Origin of the sequence: Oricola cellulosilytica, from assembly GCF_019966575.1 — a bacterium.
Lineage (GTDB): Bacteria > Pseudomonadota > Alphaproteobacteria > Rhizobiales > Rhizobiaceae > Oricola > Oricola cellulosilytica.
The window spans coordinates 379,247-400,562 of record NZ_JAINFK010000001.1 but is presented as its reverse complement, the minus strand read 5'-3'; the positions used below and the strand labels follow the sequence as shown (position 1 = coordinate 400,562).

At 62.0% G+C, this 21,316-nt stretch carries 17 protein-coding genes; 8 read left to right on the top strand and 9 right to left on the bottom strand.

The window, feature by feature from the left end:
• Nucleotides 1–472 precede the first annotated feature (472 nt).
• Complete coding sequence (locus LC298_RS01860; protein ID WP_131565182.1) at nucleotides 473–1,879, top strand: dipeptidase; 1,407 nt, start codon at nucleotides 473–475, stop codon at nucleotides 1,877–1,879.
• A 10-nt stretch (nucleotides 1,880–1,889) separates the two neighbouring features.
• Here the strand turns inward: LC298_RS01860 and LC298_RS01855 are convergent, their stop codons facing one another.
• On the bottom strand, nucleotides 1,890–2,477 hold the full coding sequence (locus LC298_RS01855) for a c-type cytochrome (protein ID WP_223385495.1): 588 nt from the start codon (nucleotides 2,475–2,477) through the stop codon (nucleotides 1,890–1,892).
• A 202-nt stretch (nucleotides 2,478–2,679) separates the two neighbouring features.
• Here LC298_RS01855 and LC298_RS01850 point away from each other — a divergent pair, with 202 nt between their 5' ends.
• Nucleotides 2,680–3,120 (top strand): GNAT family N-acetyltransferase, encoded by a 441-nt coding sequence (locus LC298_RS01850; protein ID WP_158284676.1) that lies wholly within the window; start codon nucleotides 2,680–2,682, stop codon nucleotides 3,118–3,120.
• 1 nt (nucleotide 3,121) lies between these two features.
• On the opposite strand, the gene LC298_RS01845 is transcribed toward LC298_RS01850, so the two are convergent.
• Both LC298_RS01845 and LC298_RS01840 read right to left on the bottom strand, forming a co-directional pair.
• Nucleotides 3,122–3,880: a MauE/DoxX family redox-associated membrane protein gene (locus LC298_RS01845; RefSeq protein WP_131565186.1), complete on the bottom strand. Its 759-nt coding sequence runs from the start codon at nucleotides 3,878–3,880 to the stop codon at nucleotides 3,122–3,124.
• A 24-nt stretch (nucleotides 3,881–3,904) separates the two neighbouring features.
• Nucleotides 3,905–4,789, bottom strand: a complete 885-nt coding sequence (locus LC298_RS01840) for a DUF305 domain-containing protein (protein ID WP_131565188.1) — start codon at nucleotides 4,787–4,789, stop codon at nucleotides 3,905–3,907.
• 211 nt (nucleotides 4,790–5,000) lie between these two features.
• Here LC298_RS01840 and LC298_RS01835 point away from each other — a divergent pair, with 211 nt between their 5' ends.
• The 3 genes from LC298_RS01835 to LC298_RS01825 all read left to right on the top strand — a co-directional run bounded on the left by LC298_RS01835 (nucleotide 5,001) and on the right by LC298_RS01825 (nucleotide 8,147).
• A complete protein-coding gene (locus tag LC298_RS01835) occupies nucleotides 5,001–6,443 on the top strand; it encodes a sensor histidine kinase (RefSeq protein ID WP_131565190.1) in 1,443 nt (480 codons plus the stop codon).
• Nucleotides 6,444–6,462: 19 nt separating this feature from the next.
• Complete coding sequence (locus LC298_RS01830; protein WP_131565191.1) at nucleotides 6,463–6,825, top strand: response regulator; 363 nt, start codon at nucleotides 6,463–6,465, stop codon at nucleotides 6,823–6,825.
• Nucleotides 6,826–7,025: 200 nt separating this feature from the next.
• Nucleotides 7,026–8,147, top strand: a complete 1,122-nt coding sequence (locus LC298_RS01825) for an HWE histidine kinase domain-containing protein (protein WP_158284677.1) — start codon at nucleotides 7,026–7,028, stop codon at nucleotides 8,145–8,147.
• A gap of 166 nt (nucleotides 8,148–8,313) precedes the next feature.
• On the opposite strand, the gene LC298_RS01820 is transcribed toward LC298_RS01825, so the two are convergent.
• The 4 genes from LC298_RS01820 to LC298_RS01805 form a co-directional block, all read right to left on the bottom strand.
• Complete coding sequence (locus tag LC298_RS01820; RefSeq protein WP_131565195.1) at nucleotides 8,314–10,194, bottom strand: coiled-coil domain-containing protein; 1,881 nt, start codon at nucleotides 10,192–10,194, stop codon at nucleotides 8,314–8,316.
• Nucleotides 10,191–10,694: an ABC-three component system middle component 2 gene (locus LC298_RS01815; protein ID WP_131565196.1), complete on the bottom strand. Its 504-nt coding sequence runs from the start codon at nucleotides 10,692–10,694 to the stop codon at nucleotides 10,191–10,193. The genes LC298_RS01820 and LC298_RS01815 overlap by 4 nt, the downstream gene beginning before the upstream one ends.
• A complete protein-coding gene (locus tag LC298_RS01810) occupies nucleotides 10,682–11,686 on the bottom strand; it encodes an ABC-three component system protein (RefSeq protein WP_131565198.1) in 1,005 nt (334 codons plus the stop codon). Before LC298_RS01810 ends, LC298_RS01815 begins: the two co-directional genes overlap by 13 nt.
• Nucleotides 11,687–11,977: 291 nt before the next feature.
• Nucleotides 11,978–12,511, bottom strand: a complete 534-nt coding sequence (locus tag LC298_RS01805; RefSeq protein WP_131565200.1) for a restriction endonuclease — start codon at nucleotides 12,509–12,511, stop codon at nucleotides 11,978–11,980.
• Nucleotides 12,512–12,877: 366 nt separating this feature from the next.
• On the opposite strand from LC298_RS01805, the gene LC298_RS01800 reads away from it, so the two are divergent.
• Together LC298_RS01800 and LC298_RS01795 are read left to right on the top strand one after the other, a co-directional pair.
• Complete coding sequence (locus tag LC298_RS01800; RefSeq protein WP_131565202.1) at nucleotides 12,878–15,106, top strand: transglycosylase domain-containing protein; 2,229 nt, start codon at nucleotides 12,878–12,880, stop codon at nucleotides 15,104–15,106.
• Between the two features lie 121 nt (nucleotides 15,107–15,227).
• Nucleotides 15,228–17,000 (top strand): SLC13 family permease, encoded by a 1,773-nt coding sequence (locus tag LC298_RS01795; protein ID WP_131565204.1) that lies wholly within the window; start codon nucleotides 15,228–15,230, stop codon nucleotides 16,998–17,000.
• Nucleotides 17,001–17,019: 19 nt separating this feature from the next.
• Here the strand turns inward: LC298_RS01795 and LC298_RS01790 are convergent, their stop codons facing one another.
• Together LC298_RS01790 and LC298_RS01785 are read right to left on the bottom strand one after the other, a co-directional pair.
• Nucleotides 17,020–18,600, bottom strand: coding sequence for a tetratricopeptide repeat-containing sulfotransferase family protein (locus LC298_RS01790; protein ID WP_158284678.1), 1,581 nt, complete (start codon nucleotides 18,598–18,600; stop codon nucleotides 17,020–17,022).
• A 136-nt stretch (nucleotides 18,601–18,736) separates the two neighbouring features.
• A complete protein-coding gene (locus LC298_RS01785) occupies nucleotides 18,737–20,335 on the bottom strand; it encodes a tetratricopeptide repeat-containing sulfotransferase family protein (protein WP_158284679.1) in 1,599 nt (532 codons plus the stop codon).
• 178 nt (nucleotides 20,336–20,513) lie between these two features.
• On the opposite strand from LC298_RS01785, the gene LC298_RS01780 reads away from it, so the two are divergent.
• Nucleotides 20,514–21,197, top strand: a complete 684-nt coding sequence (locus LC298_RS01780) for a 5-formyltetrahydrofolate cyclo-ligase (RefSeq protein ID WP_131565209.1) — start codon at nucleotides 20,514–20,516, stop codon at nucleotides 21,195–21,197.
• The last annotated feature ends 119 nt before the right edge of the window (nucleotides 21,198–21,316 follow it).

Below are 21,316 nucleotides of genomic sequence, written 5' to 3'. Positions count from 1 at the left end.
CTGAGGTGATCCCTCGCACCCTTAAAACGGTGCAAACCCTCACTCTACAAGCGGAATCGGCGCATGGACGCTCAATTGTTCTTGCATCTTTTAACCGCGAGTAGGTTCAAAGTCATGAACGTGCGTCGGGAAATTGAGTTCACTGTATTTTCGCGATCACGGATGGTTAACAAGTGCGTGTTCCCGCGATTATCTGCCCTGTTTATGCCATTTTCATATGTAACCGATGGTTAATCGGCATATTGCGCCGATGTCCGGCTAAGGCCCGTCCCCCGCCGATCCGGACAGGTGGCAGCCTAATCCCCCTCTCCGGGCTGCCACTCTTTGGACCTTTTCGCTGAGCCACCGCCTGTGAGAACAGGCGGTGGCTTTGGCGTTTCAGGATCCCTGGATACCTTGAAGTTTCGGGTTTACATCTCCTCGCCCTTTGCGCATGGATCGCGTACGTGATCCCACGGAGATTTCACCCGACATGAACCATGCTGGCGCGGCCGCGCAACTGGAACCCGTTCTTTCGCGGATCGACGACGATCTTGCGGCAAGCCTCAAGCGCATGTTCGAGCTGGTGCGCATTCCGTCGATCTCGACCGACCCGGCCTATTCCGCCCAGTGCCGGCAGGCGGCCGAATGGCTTTCCGCCGAACTTGCCTCGATCGGCTTCGACGCTTCCGTTCGCGACACCGCCGGCCATCCCATGGTCGTCGCCCACCATGAGGGCGGGAGCGCCGATGCGCCGCATGTGCTGTTCTACGGCCACTACGACGTGCAGCCGGTCGATCCGCTCGAATTGTGGGACACCGACCCGTTCGAGCCAACCATCAGGAATGCCGCCGACGGCTCGAAGATCATCACCGGTCGCGGAACCGCCGACGACAAGGGCCAGCTCCTGACCTTCGTCGAGGCGTGCCGCGCATGGAAATCGGTCCACGGCTCGCTGCCCTGCCGCGTCACCATCCTTTTCGAGGGCGAGGAAGAATCCGGTTCGCCGTCGCTCAAGCCGTTCCTCCAGGCCAACGCCGGCGAGCTGAAGGCGGATTTCGCGCTGGTCTGCGACACCTCGATGTGGGACGCCGAGACGCCCGCCATTTCCACCGGATTGCGGGGGCTCGTTGGCGAGGAAATCACCGTTCGGGCAGCCGATCGAGACCTGCATTCGGGCTACTTCGGCGGCGCTGCGGCGAACCCCATCCATATTCTCGCGAAGGTCCTGGCCGATCTCCACGACGAGACCGGCCGCGTTACCATCCCCGGCTTCTATGAGGGGGTGGAGGAAACGCCGGACGAGATTTTGCGGCAATGGGAGAGCCTCGGCGCCTCGAACGAGGATTTTCTCGGCGCCATCGGCCTGTCGCTGCCCGCGGGCGAGCAGGGGCGCAGCGTGCTCGAACTGACATGGGCCCGCCCGACGGCAGAGGTCAACGGCATCACCGGCGGTTACACCGGAGAGGGCTTCAAGACGGTGATTGCCGCCGAGGCCTCGGCCAAGGTGTCGTTCCGGCTGGTCGGAGACCAGGATCCCGAAACGATACGGGCTGCGTTCCGCGATTTCGTCCGGGCGCGCATTCCGGCCGACTGTTCCGTTTCGTTCGAAGAGCATGGCGGCTCGCCCGGCATCCGGCTGCCCTACGATTCACCGGTCATCCAGAAGGCGAAGGACGCGCTTTCCGATGAATGGCCGAAACCGGCCGCGCTGATCGGCATGGGCGGTTCGATCCCGATCGTGGGCGATTTCCAGTCGCTGCTCGGTATGGATTCCGTGCTCGTCGGTTTCGGTCTCTCGGACGACCGGATTCATTCGCCGAACGAGAAATACGCGCTGAAGAGCTTCCACAAGGGTCAGCGGTCCTGGGCACGCATCATGGCAGCGCTGGCCGGGTAGACCTTTCGCGCTACTCTTCCAGTCGGTCGCGGAACCGCTCCGGCACCTGTTCGGCCGTCAGTTTTTTCTGCTCCTCGGCGTCGTGGGCGAATGCGATGAGATCGGCCAGTTCCTGGCCGGACAGGTCGATCACGTTCCCGAATTCAGCTTCCTGCATCGCCGTCATGGCAGGCGCGCCCCGCCACATGCGTGCTGCGAATTCGAAGGCATTCATCGGCGACGGCATGTCAGCGGCATTGAGGGAAGGGCCGATATCCACGCCGACGCCGTTGACCGAATGGCAGACGACACATCCCTTGTCGACGAACAGCGCACGCCCGCGGCCCGCGTTCATCGGCGGAAGAGCCAGTCCGACCTCGCGCATCAGGTTGATCATCCGCGTTGCCTGTTCGGGCGACATCTCTTCCATCGCCTCGAAGTCGTGACCGTGTTCGTGATCGCGGTGGGCATCGCGCATCGTCTCGATCATCCGGGCATCGCCGTGATCGTCCTCTTCGCTCGCCTTGCCATGGCCCGCGTCGGCGAAAACGCCGCCCGGCGCGAGCGCGAAGACCAGTGCGGCGGCCAGCGCCGCCATTGTTCGGCTTGTGCGAAACATCGTCTGGCTCCTTTCAAAGGAGCTTCAGAGGATACGATGTGGTCCCGGAAAGCCTTGATGCATGTCAAAATGAGGTGGCGGGAAAGGCAGCGTCTGTGCAGGGCTCTTTAGAGACTGGAAACGTTGTCCGCCTAGATTTCGCGGACTCTGAAGAGGCGGCGGTATGGCTGCATTTGAAAGACGGCGCACGGATCGGGCAGAAATGACCTTACGCACGGCGTGCGACAGCGACGTCGATGTGCTGCTTTCGCTCCAGCGCGAGGCGTTCGGCGAGGACCCCCATTGCCTGACCCGCGAGGGTTTCGAGGCTTTCCTTATCGGCGGCCGCACCGATGTCATCGCTGCCGAGCGCGGCGGCGTTGTGGTCGGCTATGCCGTCCTCAACAACCGCCCCTTTCGCCCGTGGACCGCGCTTGATTACATCGCGGTGAAAACTTCCCTGCGCGGCGGCGGCATCGGTGAAGCGCTTCTCGCCGAGGCGATGACGCTCGCCCGCCGCAGGACGGTCCGCCTTTTCGTCCGGCCGACCAATAGAGCGGCTATCCGCTTCTACAAGCGTCACGGTTTCGACAGGTCGGGCATCCGGGCCAACAATTATGCCGATGGCGAGGACGCGGTGATCATGACCCGGCGCCGCCCATAGGTCATAGGCCCGCGCCCCATCTGACCGCCATCCATATGCCCATGAATACCATCATCAGGTTTTCGGTCAGCGACACGAAGCCGAGCGGCACCTTGCTGCTGCCGCCGACGCAGGCGCATTTCAGTTCGCGCTTGTCGATATAGACCGCCTTGAACACCGATATCGCGCCGATTGTGCCGATAAACAGCGCCACGGGCGAGGCGATCCAGATCAGCGCGCCGGCAACCATCAGGATTCCCGCCAGCGCTTCGCCGAACGGGTAGACATAGCCGTACCGCACCCAGCGCTGGGCCAGCAGGTCGTAGTTCAGGAACATGGTCGAGAAGCTCTCGATGTCCTGCAATTTCTGCACTGCCAGCAGACACATCGAGATGGCGATGAACCACTCGAAGGCGCGCAGCGTCAGGATGGAGCCGGAGAACGTCCAGCTGAGGCCGAGCGCCATCAGCAGGGCGACCGAGAAGATCGCGATGACCGGACGGTAGGAGGTTTCCTCCTCGTCACTCACCTCGTGGCCGAGATGTTCTCGCAATGCTTCGTAACCGCCGATCCGCTTGCCGTCGATGAACACCTGCGGCGTGGTTTCCACATTGTGGTCTGCCATGAACGCGTCGGTCTCTTCGCGGCTCCGCAGCTTGTGATCGTCGACCGCAAAGCCCTCCCGCTCGAGCAGGTCCTTTGCCTTCAGGCCGTAGGGACAGACATGGTCGTCCGTAACCATCCGGTAGAGCTTGGCGTCTTTCTGGGCGGTCTGCGGCATTGCTGGATCTCCTCGGGTTCTTCGTTATCCGGCGCAGCGGTAGAAGCCGCGGAAGCCGGCGCGCAGGCCCGCATCGAGCTCCAGCACCAGATTGGCCTCCGCCGGCTCCGCTGCGGTCGCGTCCAGACTGTCGCCTTCCTCGGCGGCCGCGACGCGCACCGAGATGCCCTCGGCCTGGAGCGCCGGCTCCGACGCCTCGCCCGTTGCCGCATCGAGCTGCACCAGATCGCCGCTGATCTTGACGAGCGCCGCTGCGCCGCCGCCTTCCTGCGGGCCGATGGCCAGAACCGGCGGGCTGTCGGGCGTATAGGTGAAGGTGCAGGCCGCGCCGTTCGGGAACAGCTGGGCGATCTCGTCGTCCTTCATGAATTCCGGATCGAGAATGGCGACCTCAGCCGTCGACAGCGCTTCCTCGAGGCTGACGATCTGCGCCGGCGCGTCGCTGCCCTGTTCGGTTGCGTCGCCGGAAGCCTCGATATCGTTGATCAGGTACCGCATCTCGGCGATTTCCTTGTCCTGCGCATAGATGATCTCGTCGGCGAGCTTGCGCGCGCGCGGATCGGAGATATTGGCGCGGCTCGAGGTCATGATCGCGATCGAGTGGTGCGGGATCATGGCGCGCATGTAGCTGGTGTCGCCGACCGTGATCTGGCTGCGGACCAGCCACAGCGCCACGAGGAAGACCACCGCCGCGCCGCCGAAGATCGCCATGTTGAGCGTCTTGTTGGAGTACATCGACAGCATGTAGGCGAGCATGATGATCGCCATCGCCGCGCCCATCAGCAGCGCCATGTAGCTCCTGGTCTCCGACCAGAACAGGTGGCTGAAAAGGTAGGTGTTCAGATACATCAGCCCGAACATCACCACCGTGGAGGTGAGGATCATCGCGAAAAAACGCCAATACGACATGGCAACGTCTCCCTTCAGAACGTGAATACGGGGAGTGCAACGGGGTTCCAGCGCTGGAAGGTTCCCTGACGTCGTTCTTTTATCTGAATATCCCGGTTTTCCGGGCAGTTTCGCCCAACCCGGCTGGTCCGGACCCGTCTCCTTCGGGGAACTAAAGGGGCTCTTCGGCTGTTGAGCGTTCTGATGCGTTGCACAGGGAAACCGGAGAGAAATGGACAAGCGGACGCAGGATTGCGGCGGAAGGCGTCAGGACACGGACCCGGAAGGGTTTCAGGAGGTCCAGCGCCGGCTGAACGCTGTCCTCGACAATGCGACCGTTGCCATCTTCCTGATGAACGAGCGGCAGCAATGCACCTACATGAATGCGGCCGCCGAGCGTCTGACCGGTTATACGCTCGAGGAGACACGGGGGCGTGCCCTGCACGATGTCGTCCACCATACCCGGCCGGACGGTCGTCCCTATCCGTTGGAGGAATGCCCGATCGACCGGGCCTTCCCGGAGCGAAACCGGATGCAGGGCGAGGAGGTGTTCGTTCACAAGGACGGAAGCTTTTACCCGGTCGCCTTCACCGCGAGCCCGATCAGGGACGACAGCGGAGCGCCGGTCGGAACGATCATCGAGGTCCGCGGCATTGCCGAGGAAAAGGCGCGCGAGAATGCGCTCAGGGAAAGCGAGGAACGGTTCCGCAACATGGCCGATAACGCCCCGGTGATGCTGTGGGTAACCGGCGCGGATGGCTGCTGCACGTATGTGAACAGGCTCTTCTGCGACTTTACCGGCCAGTCGCTGGAGGATGCGCTCGGCCTGGGGTGGCTTGAGACGATTCATCCCGAGGACCGGGAGGAAGCCAAGCGGGTCTTCCTTGCCGCGGACCAGCGTCGTGAGGCCTTTCAAAGCGAATACCGCCTGCAGCGGGCGGACGGCGTCTACCGGTGGGTGATGGACGCGGCGGCCCCGCGTTTCGGCCCGAACGGCGACTTTCTCGGTTACATCGGCTCGGTGATCGACATCGACGAACGCAAGGAAGCCGAGGAACGACGCAACCTGCTGGTGCAGGAACTCCACCACCGGGTGAAGAACAATCTCGCGACCGTCCAGTCGATCGTCGGCTTCACGCTGCGGAACTCGCCGACGATGGAAGCGTTCAGCAGGGGCCTGACCGGCCGCATAGCAGCGCTTGCGCGCAGCCACACCCTGCTGACCGAAGGCACGCGCGCCGGCACGCGCCTGCGTGACATCTTCCTCAACGAGCTTGGCCCCTATGACGACGGCAGCCGCGTGGCGCTTGAGGGACCGGCGGTCGCGCTGCCCAACGACGCCGCGGTGGCGCTGTCCATGGCCGTGCACGAGCTCACGACCAATGCCGTCAAATACGGCGCGCTCTCCAATGATGCCGGCCGGGTCAGCGTCACGTGGAGCGTTGAGGACTGCGGGGACGGCCGCAAGATCCTCATCGACTGGGTGGAGCGCGGCGGCCCGCCGGTCGAGACCCCGGCGAGGAGCGGCTTCGGATCGGTTCTCTTGGAGCGCCTGCTCGGCCGGCAACTGGATGGGTCGACTGAAATCCGCTTCCCGCCGGAAGGCATCGAGGTGCGGATACGCGCCACCCTCGGTGCCGCCGCACCCAATCCCTATGCACCGGTTACGGAGTAAACGAGACATGAGTCCTTGTATGCGCGGAGCCAGGATCCTTGTCGCTGAAGACAACATGCTGGTGGCCATGGATCTGGCGGCCGAGCTTGAGGCCTGCGACGCAGAGGTGATCGGTCCGTTCGCGCGGATCGGCGAGGCCTTGACGGCTGCGGCCGAACACAGTCCCGACGGCGCTATCCTCGATGTGAACCTGCTCGATGGCGAGGTGACGCCCCTGGCCGAGAAACTCCTGGCGGCCGGCATACCGGTGGTCTTCTGCACCGGTGTCGCGCTTCCGAAGGATCTTCGGGGCCGCTATCCGGATTCGCCGGTGTTCATCAAGCCGACTCCTCCGGAACGTCTGGCCGAGGCGCTGTGTCCGCTGATCGGCGGCGCGGCCTGAGACGCCCTGCTGCAAGATACTGCTATTGACCCATGCGGAATAATCCCTCACGCCGGGCCCCGACACGGTTGTCGGGTTTTGACTTTGGGCAGGGTAAGTTGTTCAGTGACCATGAAAACGCGCCCGGCGGTCTCGGGGATGGCCGCTTGGATCGTCCTTCGCGGAAGACAGCGGAGGGCGGTGAGAGGGTGACGCTGCATATGAAATTTTCGGAGACCCAACCGGACGGCCACGAGACGAGGCTGAACGACCCCGAACGCCTCGCCGCCCTCAAGGCCACCGGCCTGATGGACAGCCTTCCCGAGGAGGCCTTCGACCGCGCCGTCCGGCTGGCGACGCGCATCACCGGCACGCCGGTCGGGCTGGTGTCGCTGGTCGATGGTGAGCGTCAGTTCTTCAAGGCGCAGATCGGTCTGGAGAGCCCGCGCGAAACCCCGCTCACCCATTCCTTCTGCCAGTATGTCGTCAGCGCCGACCGGCCGCTCGGTGTGAGCGACGCGCGCGACCATCCGCTTCTGAAGGACAATCTGGCGATTCCCGATCTCGGCGTCGTCGCCTATCTCGGCGTCCCGGTGCATGCGCCGGACGGGCAGACGCTCGGCGCCTTCTGCGCGATCGATAGCTCGCCCCGCGAATGGACGAAGGACGAGCTTCAGTCCCTGCAGGACCTGTCGCATGTTCTCGAGGCCGAGCTTGCCCTTCGCCATGCCGCAGCCGAGCGCCAGCTCGTGCTCGACGAGCTCAGCCACCGCATCAAGAACCTCTTTGCCAATGTCTCCAGCATCATCCGGCAGAGCCGGCGGCAGAAGGATTCCGTCGATGAATTCGCCACGGCGGTGGAATTGCGCATCAAGGCGTTGGTGCAGGCGCACGAGCTGATCATTCCCGTGGCCCTCGGCGCGGGCTCGGGTCCTTCGATCCCGTTTCAGAGGCTCCTTTCGACGATTCTCGAGCCGCATTACCACGCGCATCTCGGGCAGGTGACGTGGGAAGGCCCCGCCGTCGCCCTCGGATCGAAGGCGACGACCGCGCTGGCGCTCGCCCTGCACGAGCTTGCCACCAACGCCGCGAAATACGGGGCGCTGTCAGACAACCAGGGTCATCTGGGCATCGCCTGGGAGGTCGCCGGCGACAAATTGACCCTCGATTGGCGCGAGACCAAGGGCCCTGCGCCCGACCCGACCGGCATGAGGGCCGGCTTCGGCTCCAAGCTGATCAGCCTGAGCATCGAGCGCCAGTTGGGCGGATCGATCGAGACGGACTACCGCGACGACGGCCTCGTGCGCAGGATCGCGCTTCCCCTCGACGCCCTTGCGGCCTAGCGCCCGCGCGCGGGGCGGGAAGGCGGCGGGGTGCCGCTGGGCGTTGACCGGCGCTTTCGGCCTCGTGCCATTCGCGCGCTCTACGTCTGACCGCTTTGCGCCCTCATTCCGGCCAATAAAGCCAACTGAGCTGCTCCCTAAAGGCCGACCATGGCTTTGCTGCCATTCACCCGCCGGCGCGAGACGGGAAGAGGCCAAATCGGCCAGAATTTGGATCGGAGGTAAAGACTTGTGTATGACCGAGCTCTTCAATGCCTAACGGGGGATCGATGTTTTCGACAATTATGAACTCGGCGAACGAGAGGCTCGCCAAGTGTTCGAAGAAAAAATCTCGAAGCGATGTGTTTCGAAGTTCTTGCTCATCTGCCGCCAATGGCCCTTCCTTGGACCGAATTGGGTCGCGATATGTCAGTAGCGGCGTATCCAGGACTAGGAAACCCGGGTGCGGCAAGCCTCGTTCCCGGCAGAAAATGAGCAATGCGACCTTGAACGCCGCGTGAGTGACTGCCCGCACACCCTTGCCATTGTCCCGCCTGTGTTTGCCATCGATCCGCAGATCATACGTAACCTCATCGAAGGTAACGTGGCGCTTTCCAGGGAATTGCCACTCCCGCAACACGTCACTAACGGTTTGGGCGAAGTCGTGCGCCACCGTGCTGGAAACCCCGAGACGCGGCTTATCCGAATTGGATGCCGGTTTTACGTTAGCCATCTCAGCTCGCCTATCCACCAAAGCCTGCTTCTGTGACAATAGGTCCAGGCCGTGTTTGACATGGTCCCGAACTGAAGTGAGCTCTGCCAATAACTGCTGCTTTTCTCTAGCCTCCGGCGACAGCCGACGAATTTCTTCGTCGGCCTTGTCCAACTCGGTGCTTTGCGTGGCGAGATCCGATCTCAATGTTTCGCGCTCGAGGGTCAACGCGTTGACAGTCTCCATGAGAGAGGCTCGGTGCCTGACGATCTTCTCAATTTCGACGGCAGAAGCGGCGCGAATTTCTTCGATGTCAGTTAGGCCGTGGTCATGGCTTTGGGCATCAGGGGCGGCGCCGCAGAGCGGGCAGTCTTTATCGCTCCCCAACAACAGAAGGAACCCGGCCTCTTCGACGGTCTCGAGCCGCTGCACGTCCGACGAATAAACCTCGTCCAGCTGCGCAAAGCGCACCAGATTCATAGCGACTTCGGTAAGCCGCTGCTGAATTCCGGCCAGCTTGCTGGCAGCATCCCGCTTGCGGTCAAGTTGCGCGCGTATGTGATCCTGAGAGAGCTGAGCTTCCTCCTGTGCCGCAGTAAAAGTACCGGTAAGCTTTTCATACTGGTCCGCCAAGCCGTTAGCATCGGGGTAGTCTGCTGTGAGATTCTCGTCGATGTTGGCGATCATCTCGTCGAGAATCTCCAACTTGGCATTGGTCTGCGTCCGAAAAACAGTCTTGTTGACCATCGGCACCACGGCACTGTCATCGACGCCTGTGAGCATCAGTTTGAAGACACTCCGCTCGGCCGTCACCGTTGTATACTGGCCAGCCTCGACGGGCGATGTCTCACTTTGAATGATCGTCTCATCAACGAGGCAAAAACGAACGATGTCGCGGAAACTGAGGCTCCGCTGCTTACCATTGGCATCCACTGCAATGGACTTGCTGCCGAACCCCAGTTCGTTCAGGAGGAGCTGGGACAGATTGTCGTCATTCGAACGGTCGTGACGCGCCGAAAGCGTGCGAACATTCTTTCCACGCTCCACGGCCGAGACATGTCCCGAATGGAGCTCAAATGCGCCGCCAGCCAGCGATCGCATTAGAGTCACATCGCCTTGGCTGGGTAGGGTTAGCGCGAGCCATGCACGGTCATAGCCATCGCGCTCACTAATCTCGGGCAAGGGTCGCGAACTTCCCAGCATGAAGTCGAGCACCTTCACCATGAAGGATTTACCGGTGTTAGACGCGCCGAAAAGCAGATTCAGGCCAATGTCAAAATCGACCTCGGCGAGGGGGCAGTCAGGCCCAGTGAACGAAAGTCCTCTAAGGGCGATTGGATGCTGAGACACCGTCATAACGCGGAGCTTTCCGGCCCGGTTTCGCCTTGGAATTCAACTGCCCAGCGCCCAATCTTCTCCGATATCAGGTCAGCCAGTTGGTCGCCCGAAAGCTCATCTAGCTTCTGGGCCAACCATTCCGCCCTCGACTTGAGTTCCAGAGCGTAAGGGGTTTGCATCGTCTCGACGAGCGCGGATGCGTGCTCCGATGCTTGGTAGGCAATCCCGTTGACGTCGGCAATGGCGTTGATCATGTGCAAGCGACGCATCAACTGAACACCCTCTTCGACCACACGTCGGCGCACGAGTAACTCTCCGGTGCGCTGAGGCAAGTCAGGGTGCAAACTCTTGGGTCCGCCAACGTCGGCTGTGTGCACAACAAGGTGATCAAACCAAGTCAGTTGCGCCAGGTCAAATACACGAGGAAAGGCAGCGTTCAGGACCACAATAGCGCGGACGCCGGTCTCGAGCGCGCTATTGAACAACGGAGGCGGACGCACAGCGTCTATAGCTTCCATTTCAATTGCCCCTCATTGACAAAGTGGTGGCAAATACCCTGCTTGACCGGAGTGCGCGCATATTTGGCGAGCGGACCTACTGGCTGCGTGTTGCCGGCCTGGATCATCACGGCATTTATCCGCGATAGCATGTCGTCATGGTTAGCAGCGTGCGTCTCATAGATGCCATGGAGTATCTCGTTCCTGAGATCGTCGGTGTCCTTCGTGGTCGTATTATCTCGATAGAACCTGGTGAACGCGTCAGCATCAAAGTATCGTTCGCGCTGCATGCGAAGGTGAGGCCCGTGAACTGCATGCGCGGCCGCGGCAGTATGGTCGGCAAACGCGGCGCCTTCACGTTCACCGTAGGCATCGAGAAGCCCCTGGATGTAAGGCAACTCGATCGCCTGAACATCGAGAGGCGCTACGCCGATAGGAGCCGGGCCAGGATCAGCGCCAAACCAATGGTAAAGCACGGGTATCGCAGCTGCGTCGGTAAGCATGAGATCGACGGAGATCGGGGCTATTCGAGAAAAATCCCAAGCCTCAATAAAAGCTTTTAGTTCCTCATCCAACGGGATGTGCTCGTTTTCAACGATAGAGTGGGCGCAGTATTTTTCCCACTCAGTGATCATGGTTGCCTTGAACTTCGAAGGTTTGAAAATCAACGCTTTGAGGTTGCGATTGATCCCTCTAGGGGCAACGAAAAAGAACTTCTTCGGCGCGGTGAACTCGCCCTTGAAGGCATAGTACAAGACTTTCCCAAGCTCGGAGATACCGGTCTCCGTTGGCAGTGTGCGACCATACTGTTTGCACTGATAGTTATGCCATGGGCCTTCATGCCGTTGGGGCGATAAAAACCCCACCACGTCCCTTCCCATGTCTCCGGTGCCGGTGAAGCGCTCGACCTCTACGTATTCAGCTTTTTTCAATGCCCACTGACGGACAAACTCTTCCAGCTGGTCGTCATCAAGCGCAAGAATCTGCCGTCTATATTGATAGCTTGTCCCCATGGCTGCGTTATATTTCCGAAATCCGCACTTATGCAATTCGTCGAGTAAGATTTTCTTAAGAGGAGCCCGCGCCACGCGCCGGCGGGATGCTGTTGTCGGCGCGTTAGCGCCCTGAATGTCTGTTACCCAACGCGTCTTCGTCGAACGCCGCCCTCTACAGCCGGCCCCAAATGAACGGCTGGACCTTCGCACACAGAATGTCCGCTTTCAGTTGGATTGCACGCAGAAGCAGTCAGTCTGCTACCGGCCCCTTTGCGGATACGCGCTCCGATCCAACCCTTGAGGATTCCGTCACTCTCCCAGCACTGTCTCAGAATATTGAACAATCAAATCACCGGAGTAGCCGTGCTCAAAGGTGTCCGCTCGAAGGCCGACCTTTATCCGATAGCTCTTGTCCAAATCCCAATAGAGCGACTTCGCAGTCGCTACGCGATCGGCAATATCGCGTAGTTGCATAGCCGATATGTCTTTTTTTGTTTCCAGCGAAAGATTCGCCAGGCAGCTAGCGTGCACGTTAGTTAGGTTCGCGGCCTCGACCGCCCCCGATTGAAAACCGGCCTCGCAAAGAAGGATCCCTCTGTCGGCACCAAGATCAGTGACGATCTCGCGAAGACCGAGCACATGAAGTTTCGAAACGGGCGATTTCCAGTGCTTGCATTCGACAAGCCACAGGACTTCGAAGCCGACGTGTCTGGATCTTACCACCACATCCACGTCATGCGTGGTTCTTGCGCCCTGTAATGCCACGTCAACGTCCGCAGTCATTCCAAGTGACCTGAAAAACTCAGCAGCTTCCTGTTGATACTCTTTCCAATCGACAGCCATCACGCTCCCGCTCTGCCAAGTTATCCGAATCAATCACATACGTTGCAGTTCTCCCGAATGAGGAGTCGAGCTATATTTGAACTGCGTCCGCTTCTGGTGGGTTGCGCGGTGGTTGGCGATGGCCACCTAGGGGGCGGTAGCTGGACGGCCGCTTATCGAACGATGTCGCCGAATCCGGCCAGTCCGCAACCGGCCCCTTGCTCAGCGCTCCGCTTCCCTCTTTCGGACCGGCACTCTGCATTCGCCCTCTCTCGCGGCCGCATCAATCTTAACGGTCCAATTCACCTTCCGTTTACGTCGCTTTAAATCGCCGCATTTAGGGTGCACCCGCCGCCCCCAGTCTCGCGTGACGGAAAAAGTGACCTGATGCCCAGCCGAAGAAAGCCGAAAAGGCGTATCGAGCCGCGCTTCGAGGAGGCGCGCGCCAGCCGCCGTTCCGCCGATTTCTCGGTCAGCGACGACGACCGCGCCGCGCCCCCGAGGCGCAGATCGAAGGCGAAGCGCAAATCCTCGCCGGCCCGCGCGCCGAAGAAGAGGACCGCGCGCGGCCGCACGAAAGCGCGGCGCGGCTTCTTCGGCCTTGTCGGCGGCCTCGTCTACTGGACCTTCATCCTCGGCATCTGGGGCGGCATCGCCGCCGCCGGCGTCGTCCTGTGGTACGGCGCGCAGCTGCCCTCGGCGACGACATGGCAGATCCCCGACCGCCCGCCCAATGTGAAGATCGTCTCGGCCGGGGGATCGCTGATCGCCAATCGCGGCGCGACCGGCGGCGAGGCGGTCGGCCTCCACCAGATGTCGCCGCATATCGCCCAGGCCGCCGTGGCGATCGAGGACCGGCGCTTTTATTCCCATTTCGGCGTCGATCCGCTCGGCCTCGCCCGCGCGATGGCGACCAACGTCGCCCATCGCCGGCTGGTGCAGGGCGGCTCCACCATCACCCAGCAGCTTGCCAAGAACCTGTTCCTGACCGCCGACCGCACCATCGGGCGCAAGGTCCAGGAGGTGCTTCTGGCGCTCTGGCTGGAGCGGAAATACACCAAGAACCAGATCCTCGAAATGTATCTGAACCGGGTCTATTTCGGCTCCGGCTCCTACGGCGTCGAGGCGGCCTCGCGGCGCTATTTCGACAAGAGCGCGCGCGACGTCACCCTGTCCGAGGCGGCGCTGCTGGCGGGTCTCCTCAAGGCCCCGTCGCGGCTGTCCCCGGCGCGCAACCCGCAGCTGGCCGAAAAGCGCGCGCAGGTGGTGCTCGCGGCGATGCGCGACCAGGGCATGGTCTCCGACAGCGAGATGACCGCCGCCCTGACCGCGCCCGCCACCCGCGCCGCCGCCTACTGGACCGGCTCGGAGCATTACGTCGCCGACGCGGTGATGGAGGAACTGCCGCTGCTGGTCGGCGAGATCGGCCGCGATCTCGTCGTCGAGACGACCGTCGAACTGTCGCTGCAGAAATTCGCCGAGGAGACGATCCGCGACCTGATCGCCGCCCATGGCGAGAAGGGCAAGGTCTCGCAGGGCGCGCTGGTCTCGATCGACAATTCCGGCGCGGTGCGCGCCATGGTCGGCGGCTACGATTACGCCAACAGCCAGTTCGACCGCGCCACCGAGGCGCGCCGCCAGCCCGGTTCCGCCTTCAAGCCGTTCGTGTTCCAGACCGCGCTCGAACAGGGCCGCACGCCCGACAGCGTCCGCAACGACGCGCCGGTCCGGATCGGCAAATGGACGCCGGAGAACTACAACGGCAAGTATTACGGCCCGGTCACGTTGGAGACGGCGCTGGCGAAATCGCTGAACTCGGTCGCCGCCCAGCTGATCGTCGAGACCGGCGCGGCCAATGTCGTCGCGACCGCGCGGCGGATGGGGATCGAGTCGGACCTGACCGCCAACGCGTCGCTGGCGCTCGGCACCTCCGAGGTCACGCTGATCGAACTGACCTCGGCCTATGTGCCGTTCGCCAATGGCGGTTTTTCGGCGGAGCCCTTCGTCATCCGCCGCGTGACGTCGCTCGACGGCAAGGTGCTCTACGAGCATCCGGCGGGCCGCGGCAGGCGTGTGGTCGACGCGCGGGTCGCGGGGATGATGAACGCGATGATGTCGCGCACCCTGACGGATGGCACCGGCCGCGCGGCGGCGTTCTCGCACCCGGCGGCGGGCAAGACGGGCACCAGCCAGAATTCGCGCGACGCGTGGTTTATCGGCTATACCGGCAATTTCACCACCGGAATCTGGTTCGGCAACGACAACGCCTCGCCGACTAACAAAATCACCGGCGGTTCGCTGCCCGCGCTGGCATGGAAGGCTTTCATGCAGGAGGCCCATCGCGGTCTTCCGGTGGCGCCACTGCCCGGATATTCGGATGCCATCGCGATGCCGACCGCCCGCCCGCAAAACGAGGTCGCCGCGCGTCCTCTGTTCGATGTCGGCGGTGCACGATCTTCTCGCGCGGAACCTCGGCCGGAAGGCGATCTCGCGCCGCCGAAACCGGATTCCACCACCACGGCGTCGACCGGCGCGCCGCGCCCGAAAGTCGGAGTCGGCCAGGAACGGACGCGTGGCGGCGGGAAGACGGTTATGGATATTCTTCTGGGCCGCTAGGGACAGGAACTGGGTCGGCGTGGGGCACAACAAATATCGTTCGGCTTTGCCCTTGGAACCAAATCCGGTTCTCGTAGCTTGACTGCCCGGCGGCGCTGCGTACCGCTGCTAGGGGCCGTGAATGTCGAACCTGGTTGTCGGATACGAACCGCTTGTCGCGCTGGTGCTTCTCGGCATTCTTTTCATCTTGTTCATATGGGAGAAGTATCCGCCCGAGGTAAGCGCGGCTGCGGGTGCTGCCGCGTTCGTGCTCCTCGGTTTCCTCGAAGCCGAGGAAGTAATGGGCGTGTTCTCCAACACGGCGCCCATTACCATCGCCGCGATGTTCGTCATATCCGGGGCTCTGGTGCGGACAGGCGTCCTCGAGCAACTCGCCGAGCTTGTTGTCACGCACGCATCGACGCGGCCGAAGGCGGCGATCGCGACGTTTCTCATCGCGACATTGTTCGCCTCCGCCTTCGTCAACAACACGCCGGTCGTTCTCATTCTTATTCCTGTGGTGATCCGGCTCGCGGGCGCCGCTGGCCTCGCCCCAACCCGCTTGCTTATTCCGCTCTCCTACGCTGCCATTCTCGGCGGCTCCTGCACCCTGATCGGCACGTCGACGAACCTGCTGGTCGACGGCGTGGCCCGCGCGAACGGTCTCGAGGCCTTTTCGATCTTCGAAATTACGGCGGTGGGCGTGGTCGCAACCCTCACGGGCGCCGCGGTGATGATGTTTTTGGGACCTCTCCTGCTGCCGAGACGTGAAAGCGGAGCGGAAGAGAAGTTGATGGCGGAAAGCAGCTTTCTCTCGGAGGTCTCGATCCGCGATGCTGAGCCCTATACCGGGAAGACGTTGGGCGAATTGACGGATTTCCGCCATGCGGACATGCGGATTGTGGGCCTGCGGCGCAACGGCAACATTATCCGCAGCGAACTTGATGAAATTCAGCTGGTGAAAGGCGATGTCCTGATTCTTCTCGGCAGCACGTCCGAACTCCTTACATTGAACGACGAGGAGCACCTCCGTCTCGGTCTGGGTCGGCGTCGCCCTGGTGAAAATGTGGTGGTCGAAGCGGTTGTCGCACCGGCCAAGCGCAATGTCGGCGAGAGGATCGCTGATCTCTCGCTGGGAAGAAGGTTCGGTCTGCGGATTCTTGGTGCCAGCCGGCACGGACATATCCCGGGGCCGGATCTTGCAAACGTGCGGCTCAAGCCCGCCGACAAGCTTCTTCTGGAAGGGCCGGCCGAAGGGTTCGACGAACTGGCGGAGGAGGCGGCGTTGGTCTCCATTTCACGCCCGACCGGCCGCGCCTATCGCCGCTCGCGCGCGCCCATTGCGCTCGGAGCTCTCGGCGCTGTTGTGGCGCTTGCCGCCTTCAACATCATGGATCTCGGCGTTCTGGCAATGGTCGCCGTCGCGGCGCTCCTGATCCTGAAATGCCTCGATGCAGAAGAGGCTTGGGATTCCATCGACGGCTCCATCCTTGTGCTTATCTTCTCGATGCTGATTGTCGGCAAGGGGCTGGAGAATGCCGGGGCCGTCGCAATGATCGTCGAAGGCCTTGCGCCGCTCCTCAGCGACCTTCCACCCATCCTTCTCCTGATGGCGGTTTACGCGCTTGCCTCTGTGCTGACCGAGTCGGTGACCAACAATGCAGTCGCCGTGGTCCTGACCCCGATCGCCATCAGCCTCGCCAACGAGATCGGGATCGATCCGCGGCCGGTCGTGATTGCCATAATGATGGGGGCGAGCGCCAGCTTCGCCACGCCGATCGGCTATCAGACCAATACGCTGGTTTATGGCGCGGCCAATTACAGCTTCCTCGATTTCGTCAAGATCGGCGTGCCGATGAACATCCTCGTCGGCTTGGCGAGCGTGCTGGCGATCCGTTTTTTCTTTCCGTTTTGAGCACGTCCGCCGGCCGCCGTCAGTCCGCGAGGCCAAGCAGCGGGCCGAGGTGGGCCCGGTATCGCGTCCAGTCGTCCGAACTGCCGGTGTACATCTTCCTTCGCACCTGGTGGCTGCTGGCCGTGTTCACCGCTCGGCTGGTGCGGTGGAAATCAAGGCAGGCCGGTTCCCAGTCCAGCCCGCAAGCCTCGAGCAATTTGCGGGTTTCCGCCTCCTGGCGCTCGGTCAGCGCCTCGTACTTCAGATCGGAAATTCGGCCCGGGAACCTCCGGTGCCAGAAATCCATCAGATCCTCGTACAGCCGGTAGTAGCGGGCGAGATCGTCGAGATCCCAAGCAAAGTCCAGTCCGCTCGTCGGAAAATACTGCTTGAAGATCGACCAGCACGTGGCGACCGCATTCCGCCTGACATGCACGATCGTCGCATCCGGGAAGGCGGTCGCGATGAAGCCGATCCAGCGGAAGTTCGTCGGCATCTTGTCGGTCACGACGCTTTCCCTGATGTCCCTTCGGCTGATCCCGGTCAGATACTCCGATCGCAGGGTTGCGAGTTGCGCCGCTGGGACCGTGGATTTGCCCCTCGCGAGGATCTTGCCGCAGGTCTCGTCAAGCAGTCCGAGTTCGCCTGCGCCATGCACGCTCGAGTGGCTTGCAAGGATCTGTTCAACCAACGATGTCCCTGAGCGCGGCATGCCGACGATGAAGATCATCCGCTTTCCGAGGTGGGCCGGCGCGACGGGGGGCGGCGAGGGGCTGAACATCGCTTTGACACGATCGAACTGTTTCCTGTGCCGGTCGATCAGATCTCCGTTTCGCGATTTCCGGATGCGGTTTCCGGCCGCAAAATGGCGGAATGCCGTGCCTGGCTCGTCAATGTCGTCGAAAGCCTTGCCGAGGGCAAAGTGCAAGTGAGCGGCTTCCTGCGAGTGCCCCGGGATCGTGGCGAGTGCCTTTCGCATTTCCCCGACGTGCGGATCGCCCACGATGTATTTTTTCGCATTGCTCAAATGACGATGCGCGGCTGCATAGTCGGGCCGCAGCTCGATCGCCCGGCGTAACCGTTTCACGGCTTCCTCAGACCGCCCCAATGCGGAGAGCGTGAGACCGAGATTGTTGTAGGCCTCCGCATAATCCGGCTGCAGGCGGACCGCCTCTTCCAGATGTGCGAGGCCCTGTTCGTGGTGTCCTGCCTGGTTCAGCGCGGCGCCGAGGTTGCTGTGCGCGTCGGCCTGTTGCGGTGACAGCGCGATCGACCGTTCGTAGCTGGCGATTGCTTCCTCGATACGGTCGAGTTCGCCGTACACCCCGCCCAGGATGTTATGCAACGCTGCGACGTTCGGATAGCGCGACACCAGTGATTTGCCTCGTGCCAAGGCGTCGTGAAGCTTGCCGTCACGGTGCAGTGAAAGCAGCATCTCCACATCTTGACGAGTCGGGGTTTGGCTGTTTTCCCGGATAGCCGCCAGATTTTTCAGCCCCTCCTGCGCGCGTTTGTTCCCGGGATAGTTCGCGAGGATCGTCTCATAGGCCTGCTTCGCCGCAAGGAAGTCGCCGGCCTTGGCGAGCGATCTGGCTTTTCTCAGCGATTTTTCGACGGACACGCAGGTACCTCGGTGTAATGGCCGCTCGAGATGCTGGCCGGCCACGCCACGGCGAATTACCGGAGCTTCCCGCTGAATGGAAGAAAAACCGCGATCGCGCCCGCCGTGATTGATCGAAACCGAGTGCCGGGCGCCGTCATCCCGCCAGGCTGAGCAGCGGGCCGAGCCGGTCCTCGTATTTGCGCCACGCTTCGGAGCTTCCCGTGTACATCTTCTTGCGCACCTGGGCGGCGCTGGCTGTCGCGACGGCGCGGCGCGTGCGATGGAATTCCAAGCATCCGTCTTCCCACGCAAGCCCGCAATGCGCGATCAGCTTGCGCGTCTCGTCTTCCTGGTTTTCCGTCAGCGCTTCGTATTGCAGATCATGGATCCGGCCTGGATATTTCTCGTGCCAGAACGCCATCAGGTCTTCGTAAAGCTCCGTATACGCGGCGATGTCGGCCAGATCCCAGCAAAAGCTCATGCCCGGCGCGGGGAAGAACTGTTTGTAGATCGACCAGCCCGTGGCCATCGGGTTGCGCCGGGTGTGAATGACCGTTGCCTCCGGGAGGGCCGCCATGATGTAGCCGATCCAGCGGAAATTGAGCGGCCGCTTGTCTACGATTACCGGACTGGACTGTCCAAGGTTCTTCAGTGCGCCGAGATAGCTCGATCGGATCTTTTCCAGCGCCGCGCGGTCGAAATCTTTCTGCTCGGCGTTCATCACCGGCAGAACCGCCTTGCCGAGCGCCGGCAATTCGCCGCCGCCGAACACATGCGAATGGCTCGCCAGGATTTGCTCGACCAGCGACGTGCCGGAACGGGCCATGCCGAGAACGAAGATCGGCCGCGGCCCGCCGTCCTCCTGAACGGGCAGCGGCGGCGGTGGCTCGGCGAAGAATTGCTTGATCTTGGCGAAGACCTTGCTGTCCTTCTCCGTGGTATAGCCGGTGATCTGTTTCATCAGCCGGTTTCCGTGAGCGAGCAGGTCGAAGGCATGGTTGTTCTCGCCTATGTCTTCGCAGGCCTTCGCCAGCGCGAAGGCCAGATGCGCGTGATCTTCCGGTGGCATCTTCTCCTGCAGCATTGCTCCGATCGTTGCGATTATCGGATCATTGGGCACAAACTTTTTCACCATCGACAGGTTTCGGTAGGCTGCCGCGAAGCGCGGTCTCAGCGCGACCGCTTTTTCGTAAGCCTCGGCGGCCTCCGAAAGCCGTCCGAGATGAAGAAGCGAATTGCCCATATTGTTCCAGGCCATCGTGGGATCGTCCATCAACGGTACCGCTTCTTTCAGCAGCGGCAGCGCAAGATCCGCTTGCCCGCGTTGATTCAGCGCCTCGCCAAGATTGATGTAAGCTTCCCCGAAATGCGGGTTGATCTCGATCGCCTTTCGGTAGCTGTCGACGGCCCCGTCGCTGTCGCCCTGTTTTTCCAGCAGGATGCCTGTCAGGTTATGGACGAAGGGGACCTGCGGAAAGGCCTCCATCAGAGCCCGGGCGTGAATCAAGGCCTCCTCGAACTTGCCCTGATCGAGCAAGGCGAGGGCGTCTTTCGCTTTTTCGACCGTGAAACCGCCGCGCATCCTGACTTGCGGCTGTTCGAGTGCGTCGAGCGCTTCCTGTGCTCGCGCATTCTGCGGATAGCGCTCGAGGATCTCCTGATACAAGCTGCGTGCCCCTTCAACCTCCCCCTTGCGCATCAGGGTTTTTGCTTGGCGGAATGCCTTGTCGACAGAGAGCGTTTTGGAGGACATCGGACCGTCGCGAATCGTTGAAATAACGTCTGAATACCAATTCAGGCTTGCCCCTGCCGTGTGACTCGTCCGGATCTGTCCGCTTTGGATGCGACACGGCCGGTCGTCGTCCCGGCCTCGAATTTGACCCGTAAGATGGCAGGCGAGAGCATCGCATCGAGCCACACCCTCTGAAGCCATGAAGAAGAGCGCTCAAGACGACGGAAACACTGGCGGATCGGCGCCCTGTTTCGCGCACGAACTCGGGATTGATGCGGATGGCGCGTTTGTGCAGATCGATCCGCGGCAGCGCCTCGAGGTTCTGCGCTGGCGCAAGGCCGAACGCGAGCGCCTTATCGCGAAACGCCTGGATTTCGGCGCCGCGGAGCGCCGGGCGTGGAGTGCGGAGATTGTGTCCCGCCTAGCACCGCTCGTCATGCCCGCGGCCGGCAGGACCGTCGGCTTCTGCTGGCCGTTTCGCGGCGAACCGGATTTGCGCGTGTTGATGGAGCCGGTCCTTGAGAACGGCGGAATATGCGCCTTGCCTGTCGTCATCGAGCGGGGCCGCCCACTGGTTTTCCGCGCCTGGAAGCCGGGCGATCCGCTTCAAAAGGGTGTCTGGAACATCCCTGTTCCGGAATCCGGCCGCGACATAGTTCCCGATGTCGTGCTCCCGCCGGTGGTGGGTTTCGATGGGTCCGCTTATCGGCTCGGCTATGGCGGCGGGTTCTTCGATCGCACGCTTGCCGCCCTTTCACCCAGGCCGCGTGCGATCGGCGTCGGCTACGAATGCGCGCGCATTCGGACAATCTTTCCACAACCCCATGACATCGCGATGGACCTGATCGTGACCGAGAAGGGTGTATTCTCGCCAGCGTTGTGATCCCGCCGCACGCGGCCAAACCGTGGAGTTTTTCCGCGGTAGGGGCGATTTTTCCGCCTGCATTCAGTCTTGCAGCATGAAAAGGCCCTTCTTATATACGCCGCAACGTTGTCGCGGCC